General features: G+C 70.8%; 13 protein-coding genes. All 13 read right to left on the bottom strand.

Features of this window, described 5'->3' with window-relative positions; genetic code table 11:
- Window positions 1–138: 138 nt before the first annotated feature.
- On the bottom strand, window positions 139–2,322 hold the full coding sequence (locus ACFYRY_RS35865) for a primosomal protein N' (protein WP_389155431.1): 2,184 nt from the start codon (window positions 2,320–2,322) through the stop codon (window positions 139–141).
- A gap of 129 nt (window positions 2,323–2,451) precedes the next feature.
- Entirely contained in the window at window positions 2,452–3,660 is a 1,209-nt protein-coding gene (gene metK / locus ACFYRY_RS35860; RefSeq protein ID WP_389155429.1) for a methionine adenosyltransferase, read from the bottom strand.
- Between the two features lie 239 nt (window positions 3,661–3,899).
- On the bottom strand, window positions 3,900–5,102 hold the full coding sequence (gene coaBC, locus ACFYRY_RS35855; protein ID WP_389155427.1) for a bifunctional phosphopantothenoylcysteine decarboxylase/phosphopantothenate--cysteine ligase CoaBC: 1,203 nt from the start codon (window positions 5,100–5,102) through the stop codon (window positions 3,900–3,902).
- A gap of 159 nt (window positions 5,103–5,261) precedes the next feature.
- Window positions 5,262–5,534: a DNA-directed RNA polymerase subunit omega gene (gene rpoZ / locus ACFYRY_RS35850; protein WP_003977348.1), complete on the bottom strand. Its 273-nt coding sequence runs from the start codon at window positions 5,532–5,534 to the stop codon at window positions 5,262–5,264.
- 53 nt (window positions 5,535–5,587) lie between these two features.
- The gene (gene gmk / locus ACFYRY_RS35845) at window positions 5,588–6,145 is read right to left on the bottom strand and encodes a guanylate kinase (protein ID WP_356774736.1); all 558 of its coding nucleotides are present in this window, start codon (window positions 6,143–6,145) and stop codon (window positions 5,588–5,590) included.
- A gap of 60 nt (window positions 6,146–6,205) precedes the next feature.
- Complete coding sequence (locus ACFYRY_RS35840; RefSeq protein WP_003977346.1) at window positions 6,206–6,529, bottom strand: integration host factor; 324 nt, start codon at window positions 6,527–6,529, stop codon at window positions 6,206–6,208.
- A 277-nt stretch (window positions 6,530–6,806) separates the two neighbouring features.
- A complete protein-coding gene (pyrF, locus tag ACFYRY_RS35835; protein WP_389155424.1) occupies window positions 6,807–7,646 on the bottom strand; it encodes an orotidine-5'-phosphate decarboxylase in 840 nt (279 codons plus the stop codon).
- A complete protein-coding gene (locus ACFYRY_RS35830) occupies window positions 7,643–8,749 on the bottom strand; it encodes a quinone-dependent dihydroorotate dehydrogenase (RefSeq protein WP_389155421.1) in 1,107 nt (368 codons plus the stop codon). Before ACFYRY_RS35830 ends, pyrF begins: the two co-directional genes overlap by 4 nt.
- Before the next feature lie 93 nt (window positions 8,750–8,842).
- Window positions 8,843–12,151: a carbamoyl-phosphate synthase large subunit gene (gene carB, locus ACFYRY_RS35825; protein WP_389155417.1), complete on the bottom strand. Its 3,309-nt coding sequence runs from the start codon at window positions 12,149–12,151 to the stop codon at window positions 8,843–8,845.
- Window positions 12,144–13,316, bottom strand: coding sequence for a glutamine-hydrolyzing carbamoyl-phosphate synthase small subunit (gene carA / locus ACFYRY_RS35820; RefSeq protein WP_389155414.1), 1,173 nt, complete (start codon window positions 13,314–13,316; stop codon window positions 12,144–12,146). The genes carB and carA overlap by 8 nt, the downstream gene beginning before the upstream one ends.
- Complete coding sequence (locus tag ACFYRY_RS35815; protein WP_389155412.1) at window positions 13,313–13,882, bottom strand: hypothetical protein; 570 nt, start codon at window positions 13,880–13,882, stop codon at window positions 13,313–13,315. Before ACFYRY_RS35815 ends, carA begins: the two co-directional genes overlap by 4 nt.
- Complete coding sequence (locus tag ACFYRY_RS35810; protein WP_389155409.1) at window positions 13,879–15,174, bottom strand: dihydroorotase; 1,296 nt, start codon at window positions 15,172–15,174, stop codon at window positions 13,879–13,881. The genes ACFYRY_RS35815 and ACFYRY_RS35810 overlap by 4 nt, the downstream gene beginning before the upstream one ends.
- A 5-nt stretch (window positions 15,175–15,179) precedes the next feature.
- Window positions 15,180–16,157: an aspartate carbamoyltransferase catalytic subunit gene (locus ACFYRY_RS35805; protein ID WP_389155407.1), complete on the bottom strand. Its 978-nt coding sequence runs from the start codon at window positions 16,155–16,157 to the stop codon at window positions 15,180–15,182.
- Window positions 16,158–16,198 lie beyond the last annotated feature (41 nt).

The raw sequence follows: 16,198 nt of genomic DNA, 5'->3' as shown, positions 1-16,198 counted from the left end.
CTCCGGCGAGCACGCCACCGGGCGGGCGACCGGCCTCCTGCCACGGCCACGCCCGACCTGCACAGCGACTTCCCGGTGGCCGCCGCCCACAGCGTCCTCAGGACGGTCGCCGGGCCGGGCCTGACCGCGATCTCCCGCTCACCCGATGTCGGGCGGATCGATCCGCACCCGGACCCCCGCCTCCGCACCCCCGCGCGCCATCCGCGCCGCCTGCGCCGCCTTCAGCGCGGACGCCAACGCCGCCCCGCTTCCCGGCGGCACCCGGATCAACGCCCGCTCCCAGTGCTCCCCGGGAGGCGGCCCGCCCGCCCTGCGCGGGCGGCCCGCGGCCACCACGGGCAGCGGTACGGGCCCCAACACCTGGGAGTCCGGCGGCAGTTCCGTCGCCCGCAGAAACTCCGTGACCGCCTCCGCGCTCCCCGACACGGCCGCCATCCGCGACACCGGCGGGAAACCCAGCTCGGCCCGCTCGGCGAGCTCCCGCACCGCATGCCCCACCGGGTCCCACCGCACCAGCGCCTGCACGGGCCGCAGTGTCGGCTCGGCGACCACCACGACGGTGCCCCCGGCGCCCTGCGGGCGTACCAGAGCGGCCGCCCCGATCCACCTCCGCAGCGCCTCCTCACCGGCGCGCAGGTCCGGCCGCCCGAGCATGGCCCACCCGTCCAGCAGCAGAGCCGCCGCATAGCCCCCCTCGGCGACGGGTTCGGCCCCCGGTGTGCTCACCACCAGGGCGGGCGCCGCCGGCACCGTGTCCAGCACATGCTCGCGTCCCGACGTCCGCACCGGCACCGCCGGAAACGCCCGCCCCAACTCCTCGGCGGTGCGGCGCGCCCCGACGACCTGCGCCCGCAACCGAAACCCCCCGCACTCCGGACAGTGCCAGGCGCCGTCCTCGCGGCCGCACCACCCGCAGCGCAGCGCGGCCCCGGACTCCTGTGCCTCCAGGGGCCCGGAGCAGTGCCGACACCGCGCGGGCGCCCGGCAACTGGCGCACGCCATCCTCGGGACGTACCCCCGCCGGGGCACCTGCACCAGTACCGGCCCGTGCCGCAGGCCCTCCCTGACGGCCTGCCAGGCGAGGGTCGGCAGCCGCGCGGCCCGCGCCGCCTCGTCCCGCGCGAGGTCCCCGTCTCCCACGGTCCTGACCAGCGGCGCGGCGGCCCGCACCTGGTCCCGCCCGGCGACCAGCGGCCGCGCCCACCCGCTCTCCACGAGCTGTGCGGCCTCCACCGTGCAGCTCCAGCTTCCGAGCAGGAAGCCGCACTTGTCCTGAGCGGCCCGCAGCAGCAGCACCTCCCGCGCATGCGGCTGGGGCGCATGCTGCTCGCTGTGGCTGTCGTCGCCGTCCTCCCACATGGCGACCAAACCGAGGTCCCGCACCGGGGCGAACATGGCAGCCCGGGTCCCCACGACCGCCCGCACGCTCCCGCGCCGCACCGCCAGCCACTCCCGATACCGTTTCTCGGGCCCGGCGTCGGCGGTGAGCACCGCGTGCCGCCCCTCCCCCAGCAGCTCTGTCAGCGCGGCGTCGACGCGTGCGACCGCCCTGCCGTCGGGAAGGACGACCAGCGCACCGCGTCCGGAGGCCAACGTCGCCACCACGGCGCGCGCCAGCTCGTCAGCCCACTCCGGCCCCGACAGCGCGTTCCACACCGCGCGCGGGGCGCCTCCGGCGGCCAGCGACTGGAGGAACGCGGCCCCGCGCTCGTACCGCCCCCAGGTCCCCACGTCCGGCGCGCCGGGGGGCGGCAGCGGAGCGGGCGAGGGCCGCTGCTCGGCTCGCGCGTTGCGCGGCGGCACGGCGAGTTGCAGCACATCGGCGAGACTGCCCGCGTACCGGTCGGCGACGGCCCGGGCCAGCCCCAGCAGTTCCTCGTCGAGCACCGGCTCGGGGGACACCACCTGGGCCAGTGCGGCCAGCGGCCCGGAGTAGTCGGACTCGGCGCGCCGTTCGACGAGGAACCCGTCGATCAGCCCGCCGCCCTCACGCCGCCCGTCCCGCACCCGATGCCGCCCGGCCCCGAACCGCACCCGCACCCGCACCCCCGGCTGTGCGTCGGCGTCCAGTTCCTCGGGCACCGCGTAGTCGAAGTACCGGTCGAGGTGCAGCACCCCCTTGTCCACCAGTACCCGGGCGACGGGCAGCTCGGTGGCCAGCGCGGCCCCCCGCCAGGTCCGTGGCTTCGCCCGCGGCGCCTTGCCCCTGCGCACGCTCTCCCGGATGAGCGCGAGCTGCTCGGGCGGCGCGTCCTGCGCCGCACGCTCCGGACCCTCGTTCTCGCTGCTCACAGCATCATTGGTACCAGACCCCACTGACATTCGACCGGGCCCGGGGCTCCGCGGTGGCTCCCCCTTTGCCCGCGGCCGGCTCAGCACCTGGGGCCGCGAGGGAAACAGACCGAGGCCCGGCCCCCACCAGGGGACCGGGCCTCGCGGCGAGCGGTGGGTCTACAGACCCACAGCCTTCCGCAGCGCCTCCACACGGTCCGTGTTCTCCCACGTGAACTCGGGGATCTCACGGCCGAAGTGGCCGTACGCCGCGGTCTGGGCGTAGATCGGGCGGAGCAGGTCGAGGTCGCGGATGATGGCGGCCGGACGCAGGTCGAAGACCTCGTCGATGGCCTTCTCGATCCGGTCGGTGTCGATCTTGGCGGTGCCGAAGGTCTCCACGAACAGGCCGACCGGCTCGGCCTTGCCGATCGCGTACGCCACCTGGACCTCGCAGCGCGAGGCAAGACCCGCGGCCACGACGTTCTTGGCGACCCAGCGCATCGCGTACGCCGCGGAGCGGTCCACCTTGGACGGGTCCTTGCCCGAGAAGGCACCGCCGCCGTGGCGGGCCATGCCGCCGTACGTGTCGATGATGATCTTGCGTCCGGTCAGGCCGGCGTCGCCCATCGGGCCGCCGATCTCGAAACGGCCGGTCGGGTTGACCAGGAGACGGTAGTTCTCGGTCTCCAGCTTGATGCCCTCGTCGAGCAGCGCCTTCAGCTCCGGCTCCACCACGAACTCGCGGATGTCGGGGGCCAGCAGCGACTCCAGGTCGATGTCGCTGGCGTGCTGCGAGGAGACCACGACCGTGTCGAGACGGACCGCCTTCTCACCGTCGTACTCGATGGTGACCTGCGTCTTGCCGTCCGGGCGCAGGTAGGGGATGGTGCCGTTCTTGCGAACCTCGGACAGGCGCTTGGAGAGCCGGTGCGCCAGGAAGATCGGCAGCGGCATCAGGGTGGGGGTCTCGTCCGTCGCGTAGCCGAACATCAGACCCTGGTCACCCGCGCCCTGGCGGTCCAGCTCGTCCTCGTCGCCCTCGACGCGGTTCTCGTAGGCCGTGTCGACGCCCTGGGCGATGTCCGGGGACTGCGCGCCGATGGACACCGACACGCCGCAGGAGGCGCCGTCGAAGCCCTTCTTCGAGGAGTCGTAGCCGATCTCCAGGATCTTGTCGCGCACGAGCTGCGCGATGGGGGCGTAGGTCTTGGTGGTGACCTCACCGGCGACATGCACCAGGCCGGTCGTGATCAGCGTCTCGACGGCGACCCGGGAGGTCGGGTCCTCACGCAGAAGCGCGTCGAGAATGGTGTCGCTGATCTGGTCAGCGATCTTGTCGGGGTGGCCCTCGGTCACGGACTCCGAGGTGAACAAGCGACGGGACACAACGCTCCCTGGGGTTGCAGCGGCTGCTGGCTGATCATTGGCGGACGGGACGGGGGCTGCGCCCGGCGTCGTCCGAGAACAGTTTATCGGTCGCACTATGCCAGCGGGCCCCCTGTCTCGCCTCTCGGGAGTGCTGTGACCTGCGGCACGGGCATTCTGCCCAATCCCGAGCGGACTTGGCCAGCGGCGCCACGCCCCAATGTGCGAGGTCTCAGCGATTTCCGAGCAGAGACAAACCCTCAGTTCAGGCGCTCGACGACCAGGTCCCACACGATGTCGGCCAAGGCTTCCTTGGGCCCGTGCGGGACCGGCGTCTCGCTGCCGTCGGCCCCCAGGACCAACGCCTCGTTCTCCTCGGAGCCGAATGTCTTGCGCTCCCCCACCTCGTTCACCACGAGCAGATCGCAGCCCTTGCGCCGCAGCTTCGCGCGACCGTTGGCGAGCACGTCGTCCGTCTCGGCGGCGAAACCGACGACCACCTGGCCCGGGCGGGCACGGTCGGCGGAGATCTCCGCGAGGATGTCGGGATTCCGTACGAGCACGACCGGGTCCGGGTCCTGACCGTCCTTCTTCTTGATCTTCCCGGCCGCGTAGGTCTCCGGGCGGAAGTCGGCGACCGCCGCGGCCATCACCACCGCGTCGGCGTCCGCGGCGGCCTTCAGGACCGCCTCCCGCAACTGCACCGCCGTGCCGACCGGAACCACATCCACTCCGGCCGGGTCCGGCAGCCCGGCGTTCGCCGCGACCAGCGTCACCCGCGCGCCCCGCGCGGCGGCGGTGCGGGCGAGGGCGTAGCCCTGCTTGCCGGAGGAGCGGTTACCGAGGAAGCGGACCGGGTCGAGGGGCTCGCGGGTGCCGCCGGCGCTGACGACGACGTGCTTGCCTGAGAGGTCGGGACCGGTGACGCCCCGGGCCAGGACGCGACGGCAGACCTCGAAGATCTCGGCGGGGTCGGGCAGCCGGCCCTTGCCGGTGTCGACGCCGGTGAGGCGGCCGACGGCCGGTTCGATGACGACCGCGCCGCGGCGCCGCAATGTCTCCACGTTCTCCTGGGTGGCCGGGTGCTCCCACATCTCGGTGTGCATGGCGGGCGCGAAGACGACCGGGCAGCGGGCGGTGAGCAGGGTGTTGGTGAGGAGGTCGTCGGCGAGGCCGTGGGCGGCCTTCGCCAGCGTGTCCGCGGTGGCGGGGGCGACGACGACCAGGTCGGCGTGCTGGCCGATGCGAACGTGCGGGACCTCGTGCACGTCGTCCCAGACCTCGGTGGAGACGGGGTTGCCGGAGAGGGCGGACCAGGTGGCGGCGCCGACGAAGTGCAGGGCGGAGGCGGTGGGGACGACGCGCACCTCATGCCCCGACTCGGTCAGTCTGCGCAGCAGCTCACAGGCCTTGTAGGCGGCGATACCGCCACTGACCCCCAGAACGACCTTGGGCTTGTCCACCGTCTCTCCCCGGACCTCGGAACAGGTACGCCGTGAATCCCGGCGTTCGGCTCCATGCTGCATCATCATCGCGGGGCCGATCCCCGCACCCCGAGCACACCACAGGCCCGGCAGTCGCGCTGCCGGGCCTGTGGAAAAGTCAACTGCAAGCCGAAAATATTACTGCGCCGGGCCCTCGATGGCCTCGGACGTCAGCAGACCCGCGTTGATCTCGCGCAGGGCGATCGAGAGCGGCTTCTCGTGGACGTGGGTGTCGACGAGCGGACCGACGTACTCGAGGAGGCCCTCGCCGAGCTGCGAGTAGTACGCGTTGATCTGGCGGGCCCGCTTGGCCGCGTAGATCACGAGGCTGTACTTCGAGTCGGTGGCCTCGAGGAGCTCGTCGATCGGCGGGTTGATGATGCCCTCGGGCGCGGAGATGGAAGAGGACACGCTCTACCTTCCGATGGATGGGAAAAGATCGGCAGTGATCACATCAAGAGCGATCACACAACATCCATCAAGGCTAGCAGCTCACGCGCCACGTCCTCGACGGAGGTATTGACCAGGGTCACGTCGAACTCCGGCTCGGCCGCCAGTTCGACCTTCGCCGCGTCCAGACGCCGCTCGATCACCTCGGGCGGCTCGGTGCCCCGGCCGGTCAGTCTGCGCACGAGCTCCTCCCAGGAGGGCGGAGCCAGGAACACCAGCTGGGCTTCCTTCATGGACTCCCGGACCTGCCGGGCGCCCTGGAGGTCGATCTCCAGCAGGACGGGTTCCCCCGCCTCCAGGCGCTCCAGCACGGCCGCACGCGGCGTGCCGTACCGGTTGCCGGCGAACTCGGCCCACTCGAGCAGCTCGCCGTTGGCGATCAGCTTGTCCATCTCCTCGTCGGTGACGAAGAAGTACTGGACTCCGTGCTTCTCGCCGGGGCGGGGCCTGCGGGTCGTCGCCGACACCGAGAGCCAGACCTCGGGGTGTTCCTTGCGCATATGGGCGACGACCGTGCTCTTGCCGACCCCGGAGGGGCCGGAGAGCACGGTCAGCCGAGGACGTTCACTCATGCAGCGATTATTCCAGCTGTCCCGGAGTGCCCGGGACGCCCTGTCCCGAGCACCCGGGTTTCAGGAACCGGTGCTGCCGAACTCACGCTCCAGGGAGGCGATCTGGTTGGAACCGAGACCACGCACGCGGCGGCTCTCGGAGATGCCGAGTCGCTCCATGATCTGCTTGGCGCGGACCTTGCCCACGCCAGGCAGGGACTCAAGCAGGGCGGAGACCTTCATCTTGCCGATGACGTCGTTCTCCTGGCCCTGCTTGATGACCTCATGCAGGGAGGCGCCGGAGTGCTTGAGTCGATTCTTGACCTCGGCCCGCTCCCGGCGAGCCGCGGCGGCCTTTTCGAGCGCGGCTGCGCGCTGTTCAGGGGTAAGGGGCGGAAGAGCCACGCCTACGTCACCTCGGATGTCGAACTGTCGGATACGGACCGGTGAGGAACCTATTCGCCCCACACCTGGGGAGCTACGAGCAACACGCTTGCCCGTTGACTCTCGTCGGAGACTAGCGGGCAAGTCCGCCAGAGTCAGCGAGAACAGCGGAAAAGTCCTGGTCAGCCTTTGCCAGGTCGGACATTTCGAACATACTGCCCCGGATTTGAGCATGTATTCAGACTCAAGTGGTCCTCCAAGCACTCATCGGAGGTCTGAACCGAAGGACGGGAAACCCTCAGGTGGCGTCCACAGCAGCCCGGATCTCCTCCGCGAACCGGTCCGCGGCCGCTCGCAGCGCCGTGACGTCGGGACCGTGACGTAGAACACCCCGGCTGACGTTGGGGACGACATTGCGCACCGCGGCCCCGAAGACCTCGGGCAGGTCCGCCGGAGTCGCCCCCTGAGCTCCGATGCCCGGAGCCAGGAGCGGACCGTTGATGTCCAAGTCGTACGACGACAGGTCGCCCAGCGTGGCGCCGACGACCGCCCCGAAGGAGCCCAGCGGCCGCTCCCCCGCGTTCTCGGCCGCCAGATGGGCCAGCATCGTGGCACCGACGGTCCGGCCGTCCGCGCGGACCGCGTGCTGGACCTCCCCGCCCTCCGGGTTGGAGGTCAGCGCCAGCACGAACAGGCCCGCGCCGTTCTCCCGCGCCAGCGCCACCGCGGGCGACAGCGACCCGTAGCCGAGGTACGGCGAGACGGTCAGGGCGTCCGAGAACAGCGGGGCGTCCCGGTGGAGGAAGGACTCGGCGTAGGCGGCCATGGTGGAGCCGATGTCTCCGCGCTTGGCGTCCATCACGACCAGCGCGCCGGCCGCCCGGGCCTGCTCGACCGACGTCTCCAGGACGGCCACCCCGCGTGATCCGAAACGCTCGAAGAACGCGCTCTGCGGCTTGAGCACGGCGACCCGGTCGGCCATCGCCTCCACGACGGTGCGGCTGAACCGCTCCAGGCCCCTCACGTCGTCGTCCAGGCCCCACTCGGCGAGCAGGGAGGCGTGCGGGTCGATGCCCACGCACAGGGGGCCGCGTTCGTCCATGGCGCGGCGCAGGCGCGCGCCGAAGGGCTCGGTCATGCCGTCCTCCTCACGTCCGCGCCGACCGCGTCGGCGAGGGTGGCGTAGGGACTCGCGCTCAGCCGGGCGGCGAGGCCCTTGTGGATGGCGCGGCTCCAGAAGGGCCCCTGGTAGATGAAGGCGCTGTACCCCTGGACCAGCGTGGCGCCCGCCAGGATGCGCTGCCAGGCGTCCTCGGCGTCCTCGACGCCCCCGACGCCCACCAGGGTGATCCGGTCGCCCACGCGGGCGTAGAGGCGGCGCAGGACCTCCAGGGAGCGTGCCTTCAGGGGTGCTCCGGAGAGGCCGCCGGTCTCCTTCACCAGCGAGGGCTCGGACGTCAGGCCGAGGCCCTCGCGGGCGATGGTGGTGTTGGTGGCGATGATCCCGTCCAGACCGAGTTCGACGGCCAGGTCCGCGACCGCGTCGACGTCCTCGTCGGCGAGGTCGGGTGCGATCTTCACCAGCAGCGGCACCCGGCGCGAGGTGACCGTACGGTCGGCGGCCTCGCGCACGGCGCTCAGCAGCGGGCGCAGCGCCTCGGTGGCCTGCAGATCCCGCAGCCCGGGTGTGTTCGGCGACGACACGTTCACGACCAGGTAGTCCGCGTACGCCGCCAGCCGCTCGGTCGACTTCACGTAGTCGCCGACGGCCTCGGCCTCCGGGACGGCCTTGGTCTTGCCGATGTTCACGCCCACGACGGTCCTGAAGACGGGCGTACGGGACGCCAGGCGCGCGGCGACGGCCAGCGAGCCCTCGTTGTTGAAGCCCATGCGGTTGACCAGCGCACGGTCCTGCACGAGGCGGAACAGCCTCTTCTTGGGGTTGCCCGGCTGCGGCTCGCCCGTGACCGTGCCGATCTCGACATGGTCGAAGCCGAGCATCGCCATGCCGTCGACGGCGAGGGCGTTCTTGTCGAAGCCCGCGGCGAGCCCGAAGGGGCCGTGCATCCGCAGCCCGAACGCCTCCGTACGCAGTTCCCGGTACCGGGGTGCGAGGGCGGCGGCCAGGAAGGTGCGCAGCACGGGGACGCGGACGGCTCGCCGGATCCAGCGGAAGGCCAGGTAGTGGGCCTGTTCCGGGTCCATCCGGGTGAAAACCAGGCGGAAGAATTGTTTGTACATCTCGGGAGTCCTCAGAAGTCCTCGGGAGTCCTCATGAGGACAGGGGTCCTCATGAAGAGGGGGACACCGTTTCCGGTGTCCCCCTCAGGGCTGCTAGTCGCGGGCCGCGATCAGACGTTCCGCGTGTTCCTGGAGCGAACGGACACCCACGTCGCCGTGGTTGAGGGCGTCGATGCCCTGGACGGCCGCGGCGAGCGCCTGGACCGTCGTGAGGCACGGCACGGACCGCGCCACGGCCGCCGTACGGATGTCGTAGCCGTCGAGGCGGCCGCCGGTGCCGTACGGGGTGTTGACGATGAGGTCGACGTCACCGTCGTGGATGAGCTGGACGATGGTCTTCTCGCCGTTGGGGCCGGTGCCCTCGCTCTGCTTGCGCACCACGGTGGCGTTGATCCCGTTGCGCTTGAGGACCTCGGCCGTGCCGGAGGTGGCGAGCAGCTCGAAGCCGTGCGCGACCAGCTCGCGGGCCGGGAAGATCATGGAGCGCTTGTCGCGGTTGGCGACCGAGATGAAGGCGCGGCCCTTCGTCGGCAGCGGGCCGTAGGCGCCCGCCTGCGACTTGGCGTACGCCGTGCCGAAGACGGAGTCGATGCCCATGACCTCGCCGGTGGAGCGCATCTCCGGGCCGAGGATCGTGTCGACGCCGCGGCCGTGGACGTCACGGAAGCGGGACCACGGCATGACGGCCTCCTTGACGGAGATCGGCGCGTCGAGCGGGAGTTCGCCGCCGTCGCCGGCCGCCGGGAGCAGTCCCTCGGCGCGCAGTTCGGCGATGGTCGCGCCCAGGGAGATCCGGGCGGCGGCCTTCGCCAGCGGCACCGCGGTCGCCTTCGAGGTGAAGGGGACGGTGCGGGAGGCACGCGGGTTGGCTTCGAGGACGTACAGGATGTCGCCCGCCATCGCGAACTGGATGTTGATCAGTCCGCGCACCCCGACGCCCTTGGCGATGGCCTCCGTGGAGGACCGCAGGCGCTTGATGTCGAAGCCGCCGAGAGTGATCGGCGGGAGCGCGCAGGCGGAGTCGCCGGAGTGGATTCCGGCTTCCTCGATGTGCTCCATGACGCCACCGAGGTAGAGCTCCGTGCCGTCGTAGAGCGCGTCGACGTCGATCTCTATCGCGTCGTCGAGGAAGCGGTCGACCAGGACCGGCCGGGACGGGCTGATCTCGGTCGACTCGGCGATGTAGGCCTCCAGCCGGGTCTCGTCGTAGACGATCTCCATGCCGCGCCCGCCGAGGACGTACGACGGCCGGACGAGCACCGGGTAGCCGATCTCGTCGGCGATGGACTTGGCGCCCGCGAAGGTGGTGGCGGTGCCGTGCTTGGGGGCCGGCAGGCCCGCCTCGGCGAGGACACGGCCGAAGGCGCCGCGGTCCTCGGCGGCGTGGATCGCCTCGGGAGGCGTGCCGACGACCGGCACGCCGTTGTCCTTCAGCGCCTGCGACAGGCCCAGCGGGGTCTGGCCGCCGAGTTGCACCACCACACCCGCGATCGGACCGGCCAGCGACTCCGCGTGGACGATCTCCAGCACGTCCTCGAGGGTCAGCGGCTCGAAGTACAGGCGGTCGGAGGTGTCGTAGTCCGTGGAGACGGTCTCCGGGTTGCAGTTGACCATCACCGTCTCGTACCCGGCGTCGGACAGCGCGAAGGAGGCGTGGACGCAGGAGTAGTCGAACTCGATGCCCTGGCCGATGCGGTTGGGTCCCGAGCCCAGGATGATGACGGCCGGCTTCTCGCGCGGGGCGACCTCGCTCTCCTCGTCGTAGGAGGAGTAGAAGTACGGCGTCTTCGCGGCGAACTCGGCGGCGCAGGTGTCGACCGTCTTGTACACCGGGCGTACGCCCAGCGCGTGTCGCACCTCGCGCACCACGTCCTCGCGCAGGCCCCGGATCTCGCCGATCTGCTGGTCGGAGAAGCCGTGCCGCTTGGCCTCGGCGAGCAGTTCGGCGTCCAGGCGCTCGGCGGCGGCGAGTTCGTCCGCCACCTCCTTGATCAGGAAGAGCTGGTCCACGAACCAGGGGTCGATCTTCGTGTACGCGAAGACCTCCTCGGGCGTGGCACCGGCGCGGATCGCCTGCATGACCGTGTTGATCCGGCCGTCGGTGGGGCGGACCGAAGCCTCCAGGAGCTCCTGCTTGTCGCCCGTCTCGCCGACGAAGGTGAACTGCGAGCCCTGCTTCTCCAGGGAGCGCAGCGCCTTCTGGAAGGCCTCGGTGAAGTTCCGGCCGATGGCCATGGCCTCGCCGACCGACTTCATGGTCGTGGTCAGCGTGGAGTCGGCCGAGGGGAACTTCTCAAAGGCGAACCGCGGAGCCTTGACGACCACGTAGTCGAGGGTCGGCTCGAAGGACGCGGGCGTCTTCTCCGTGATGTCGTTCGGGATCTCGTCGAGGGTGTAACCGACGGCGAGCTTCGCGGCGATCTTGGCGATCGGGAAGCCGGTCGCCTTGGAGGCGAGGGCCGAGGAGCGCGAGACGCGCGGGTTCATCTCGATGACGATGATGCGGCCGTCGTCCGGGTTCACCGCGAACTGGATGTTGCAGCCGCCGGTGTCGACGCCGACCTCGCGGATGATCGCGATGCCGATGTCACGCAGCCGCTGGTACTCGCGGTCGGTCAGCGTCATCGCGGGCGCGACGGTGATCGAGTCGCCGGTGTGGACGCCCATCGGGTCGAAGTTCTCGATGGAGCAGACGACCACGACGTTGTCGTTCTTGTCGCGCATCAGCTCCAGCTCGTACTCCTTCCAGCCGAGGATGGACTCCTCCAGGAGCACCTCGGTGGTCGGCGAGAGGGTCAGGCCCTGGCCGGCGATGCGGCGCAGTTCCTCCTCGTCGTGGGCGAAGCCGGAGCCGGCGCCGCCCATGGTGAAGGAGGGGCGCACGACGACGGGGTAGCCGCCGAGCTGCTCGACCCCCTTCAGCACGTCGTCCATCGAGTGGCAGATGTAGGAGCGGGCGGACTCGCCGTGCCCGATCTTCTCGCGGACGGCCTCGACGACGTCCTTGAAGAGGTCGCGGTCCTCGCCCTTGTTGATCGCCTCGACGTTGGCGCCGATCAGCTCGACACCGTACTTCTCCAGCACCCCCTGCTCGTGCATGGAGATCGCGGTGTTGAGGGCGGTCTGACCGCCGAGCGTCGGCAGCAGCGCGTCGGGCCGCTCCTTGGCGATGATCTTCTCGACGAACTCCGGGGTGATCGGCTCCACGTAGGTGGCGTCGGCGATCTCCGGGTCGGTCATGATCGTCGCCGGGTTGGAGTTGACCAGGATGACCCTGAGGCCCTCGGCCTTCAGGACGCGGCACGCCTGGGTGCCGGAGTAGTCGAACTCGGCGGCCTGGCCGATGACGATCGGGCCGGAGCCGATGACCAGGACGGACTGGATATCGGTGCGCTTAGGCACGCTGGCCCTCCATCAGGACGGTGCTCATCAAAGACGTGAAGCGGTCGAACAGGTAGGCGGCGTCGTGCGGGCCGGCTGCCGCTTCGGGGTGGTACTGGACGCTGAAGGCCGGCCGGTCCAGGAGTTGGAGTCCCTCCACCACGTTGTCGTTGAGGCAGACGTGGGAGACCTCGGCGCGGCCGTAGGGGGTGTCGGAGACCTGGTCGAGCGGGGCGTCGACGGCGAAGCCGTGGTTGTGCGCGGTGACCTCGACCTTGCCGGTCGTGCGGTCCTGCACCGGCTGGTTGATGCCGCGGTGGCCGTACTTCAGCTTGTAGGTGCCGAAGCCGAGCGCGCGGCCCAGGATCTGGTTGCCGAAGCAGATGCCGAAGAGCGGGGTGCCGCGCTCCAGGACCGCCCGCATCACGGAGACCGGGTGGTCGGCGGTGGCCGGGTCCCCGGGGCCGTTGGAGAAGAACACGCCGTCGGGCTGGACGGCGTACACGTCCTCGACGCTCGCCGTGGCGGGCAGCACGTGCACCTCGATGCCGCGCTCGGCCATCCGGTGCGGCGTCATGCCCTTGATGCCGAGGTCGATCGCGGCGACGGTGAACCTCTTCTCACCGATCGCCGGGACGACGTACGCCTCCTTGGTGGCGACCTCCGCCGACAGGTCGGCGCCCTTCATCTCGGGGGCCTGGCGCACCTCGGCGAGCATGGTGGCCTCGTCGGGCAGCGCGTCGCCGGAGAAGACGCCGACGCGCATGGCGCCGCGCTCGCGCAGGTGGCGCGTCAGCGCGCGGGTGTCGACGCCGGAGATGCCGACGACGCCCTGTTCGCGCAGCTCCTCGTCGAGGGAGCGGCGGGAGCGCCAGTTGGACGGCACGCGCGCGGGGTCGCGCACCACGTATCCGGCGACCCAGATCCGCCCCGACTCGGGGTCCTCGTCGTTGACGCCGGTGTTGCCCACGTGCGGGGCGGTCATCACGACGACCTGGCGGTGGTACGAGGGGTCGGTGAGGGTCTCCTGGTAGCCGGTCATGCCGGTGGAGAACACGGCTTCGCCGAAGGTCGACCCCACGGCCCCGTAGGCCCGGCCGCGGAAGACCCGGCCGTCCTCCAGGACGAGTGCGGCGGGAGTTGCTTTGCGCCTCTGCGAGGCGGCTCCCTGGATGGAGGTCGTCATCGTTCGGCGCCTTCCGTGGTGGTTGTTTCGATCATGGAGTTGATGAGGTCGACCCACGCGTTGTGCTCGGCCGCGCGTTCGGAGCGGAACCCGGAGTCGATCAGCCGGTCGCCGTGCGCCCAGGTGACCACGAGCAGGCCGCCCTCGGTGAGGACCTTGCCGGCGATGCCCTTGTCGAGCCGGGCCTCGCGCAGGGACTCGAGCGGGACGAAGAAGTCCGTCGCTCCAGGTCGTACGACGTCCAGTCCCGCGTCGGTCAGGGTGAGCTCGACCCGGCTGCGGGTGCCGAGGCCGTGCGCGACGATGCGGTCGAGCCAGTGTCCGGCGGTGGTGGAGCCGTGGTACCGGCCGCTCATCGTCAGTCTGGCCTCGCCGGGCTCGTCCGGCGCCGCGGGCAGCTCGGGCAGGTCGCCCTGGAGCGTGCCGCGCCATTTCCAGCCCTCGCGCATCAGCCAGTAGACCAGGGCCACGAAGAGAGCGAGTCCGACGAGCCAGCCGACCCGGGCGGCCCAGTCGGTGACCTCGGCCGATTCCTTCTCGGCGGCCAGCAGGATTTCAGGTGTCACGTGAGCTTCCCGTCGACGAGCGTGGCCTTGCCCCGGAGCCACGTGTGCGTGACACGACCCGGCAGCTCACGCCCCTGGTACGGGGTGTTGCGGCTGCGCGAGGCGAAGCCCGCGGGGTCCACGGACCCACGGTATGCCGTGTCGACGAGCGTGAGGTTGGCGGGCTCACCTGCCGAGACGGGACGCCCATGGCCCCTGGCCTGGCCGATCCGCGCGGGTGTGACGGACATCCGGTCGGCGACCTGGGCCCAGTCGAGCAGCCCGGTGTCCACCATCGTCTCCTGGACCACCGACAACGCGGTCTCCAGGCCGACCATGCCCATGGCGGCCGCGGCCCACTCGCAGTCCTTGTCCTCGTGCGGGTGCGGGGCGTGGTCGGTGGCGACGATGTCGATGGTGCCGTCGGCGAGCGCCTCGCGCAGGGCGTGCACGTCCCGTTCGGTGCGCAGCGGCGGGTTGACCTTGTAGACCGGGTTGTACGTCCGCACCAGCTCTTCGGTGAGCAGCAGGTGGTGCGGGGTGACCTCGGCGGTGACGTCGATGCCGCGGGACTTGGCCCAGCGGACGATCTCCACCGAGCCCGCGGTCGACAGATGGCAGATGTGGACGCGGGAGCCGACGTGCTCGGCGAGCAGGACATCCCGGGCGATGATCGATTCTTCGGCCACCGCCGGCCAGCCGCCGAGCCCCAGCTGGGCGGAGACGACGCCCTCGTTCATCTGGGCGCCCTCGGTCAGCCGCGGCTCCTGGGCGTGCTGCGCGACGACCCCGTCGAAGGCCTTCACGTACTCCAGCGCCCGGCGCATGATCACCGCGTCGTCGACGCACTTGCCGTCGTCGGAGAAGACGGTGACACCGGCCGCCGACTCGTGCATGGCGCCCAGCTCGGCGAGCTTGCGGCCCTCCAGACCGACCGTGACGGCGCCGATCGGCTGCACATCGCAGTAGCCGCTCTCCCGGCCCAGCCGGTAGACCTGCTCGACCACACCGGCGGTGTCCGCGACCGGGAAGGTGTTGGCCATGGCGAACACGGCGGTGAAGCCGCCGGAGGCGGCCGCGCGGGTACCGGTCAGCACCGTCTCGGAGTCCTCGCGGCCCGGCTCACGCAGGTGGGTGTGCAGGTCGACCAGACCGGGCAGCAGCACCTTGCCGTCGGCCTCGACGATCTCCGCGCCCTCGGCACCCCCGGCTGACAGTCCCGTACCGACGGCCTCGATGACCTCTCCGTCGATCAGGACGTCCTGCGCCTCGCCGCCGAGCACCTTGGCACCACGGATCAGGATCTTGCTCATGTGACTTACTTCTCCTCGGTACGGGCGTGGCTTACGGCGGGCTCGTTGCCGCCCAGAAGCAGGTACAGGACGGCCATCCGGATGGAGACTCCGTTTGCGACCTGCTCCACGACGGTGCAGCGCTCGGAGTCGGCGACCTCGGCGGTGATCTCCATGCCGCGGACCATCGGACCGGGGTGCATCACGATGGCGTGCTCGGGCATCCGCGCCATGCGTTCGCCGTCGAGGCCGTAGCGCCGCGCGTACTCGCGCTCGGTCGGGAAGAACGCCGCGTTCATGCGCTCTTGCTGCACGCGCAGCATCATCACCGCGTCGGACTTCGACAGTGTGCTGTCGAGGTCGTAGGAGATCTCGCAGGGCCAGGTCTCGACGCCGACCGGCACCAGGGTGGGCGGGGCGACGAGGGTGACCTCGGCGCCGAGGGTGTGCAGCAGGTCGACGTTGGAGCGGGCGACCCGGCTGTGCAGGATGTCGCCGACGATCGTGATGCGCCTGCCGTCGAGGTCCTGTCCGATGCCGGCGTCCCGGCCGACCAGCCGGCGGCGCATGGTGAAGGCGTCGAGCAGCGCCTGGGTGGGGTGCTGGTGGGTGCCGTCGCCGGCGTTGATGACGGCCGCGTCGATCCAGCCGGAGTTGGCCAGGCGGTACGGCGCTCCGGAGGCGCCGTGCCGGATGACGACGGCGTCGACGCCCATGGCCTCCAGGGTCTGGGCGGTGTCCTTCAGGGACTCGCCCTTGGAGACGCTGGATCCCTTGGCGGAGAAGTTGATGACGTCCGCGGACAGCCTCTTCTCGGCGGCCTCGAAGGAGATCCGGGTCCGGGTGGAGTCCTCGAAGAAGAGGTTGACGACGGTCCGGCCGCGCAGGGTCGGCAGTTTCTTGATCGGCCGGTCGGCGACCCGGGCCATCTCCTCGGCGGTGTCGAGGATCAGGACGGCGTCGTCGCGGGTGAGGTCGGCGGCCGAGATGAGATGACGCTGCATCTTTCAGGCTCCGTAAGGCAGTTCAGTTTCGGGAGAATCCG

The sequence above is a fragment of the Streptomyces sp. NPDC005263 genome (assembly GCF_042872365.1).
GTDB lineage: Bacteria > Actinomycetota > Actinomycetes > Streptomycetales > Streptomycetaceae > Streptomyces.
This window is presented reverse-complemented; position numbering and strand designations above follow the sequence as displayed.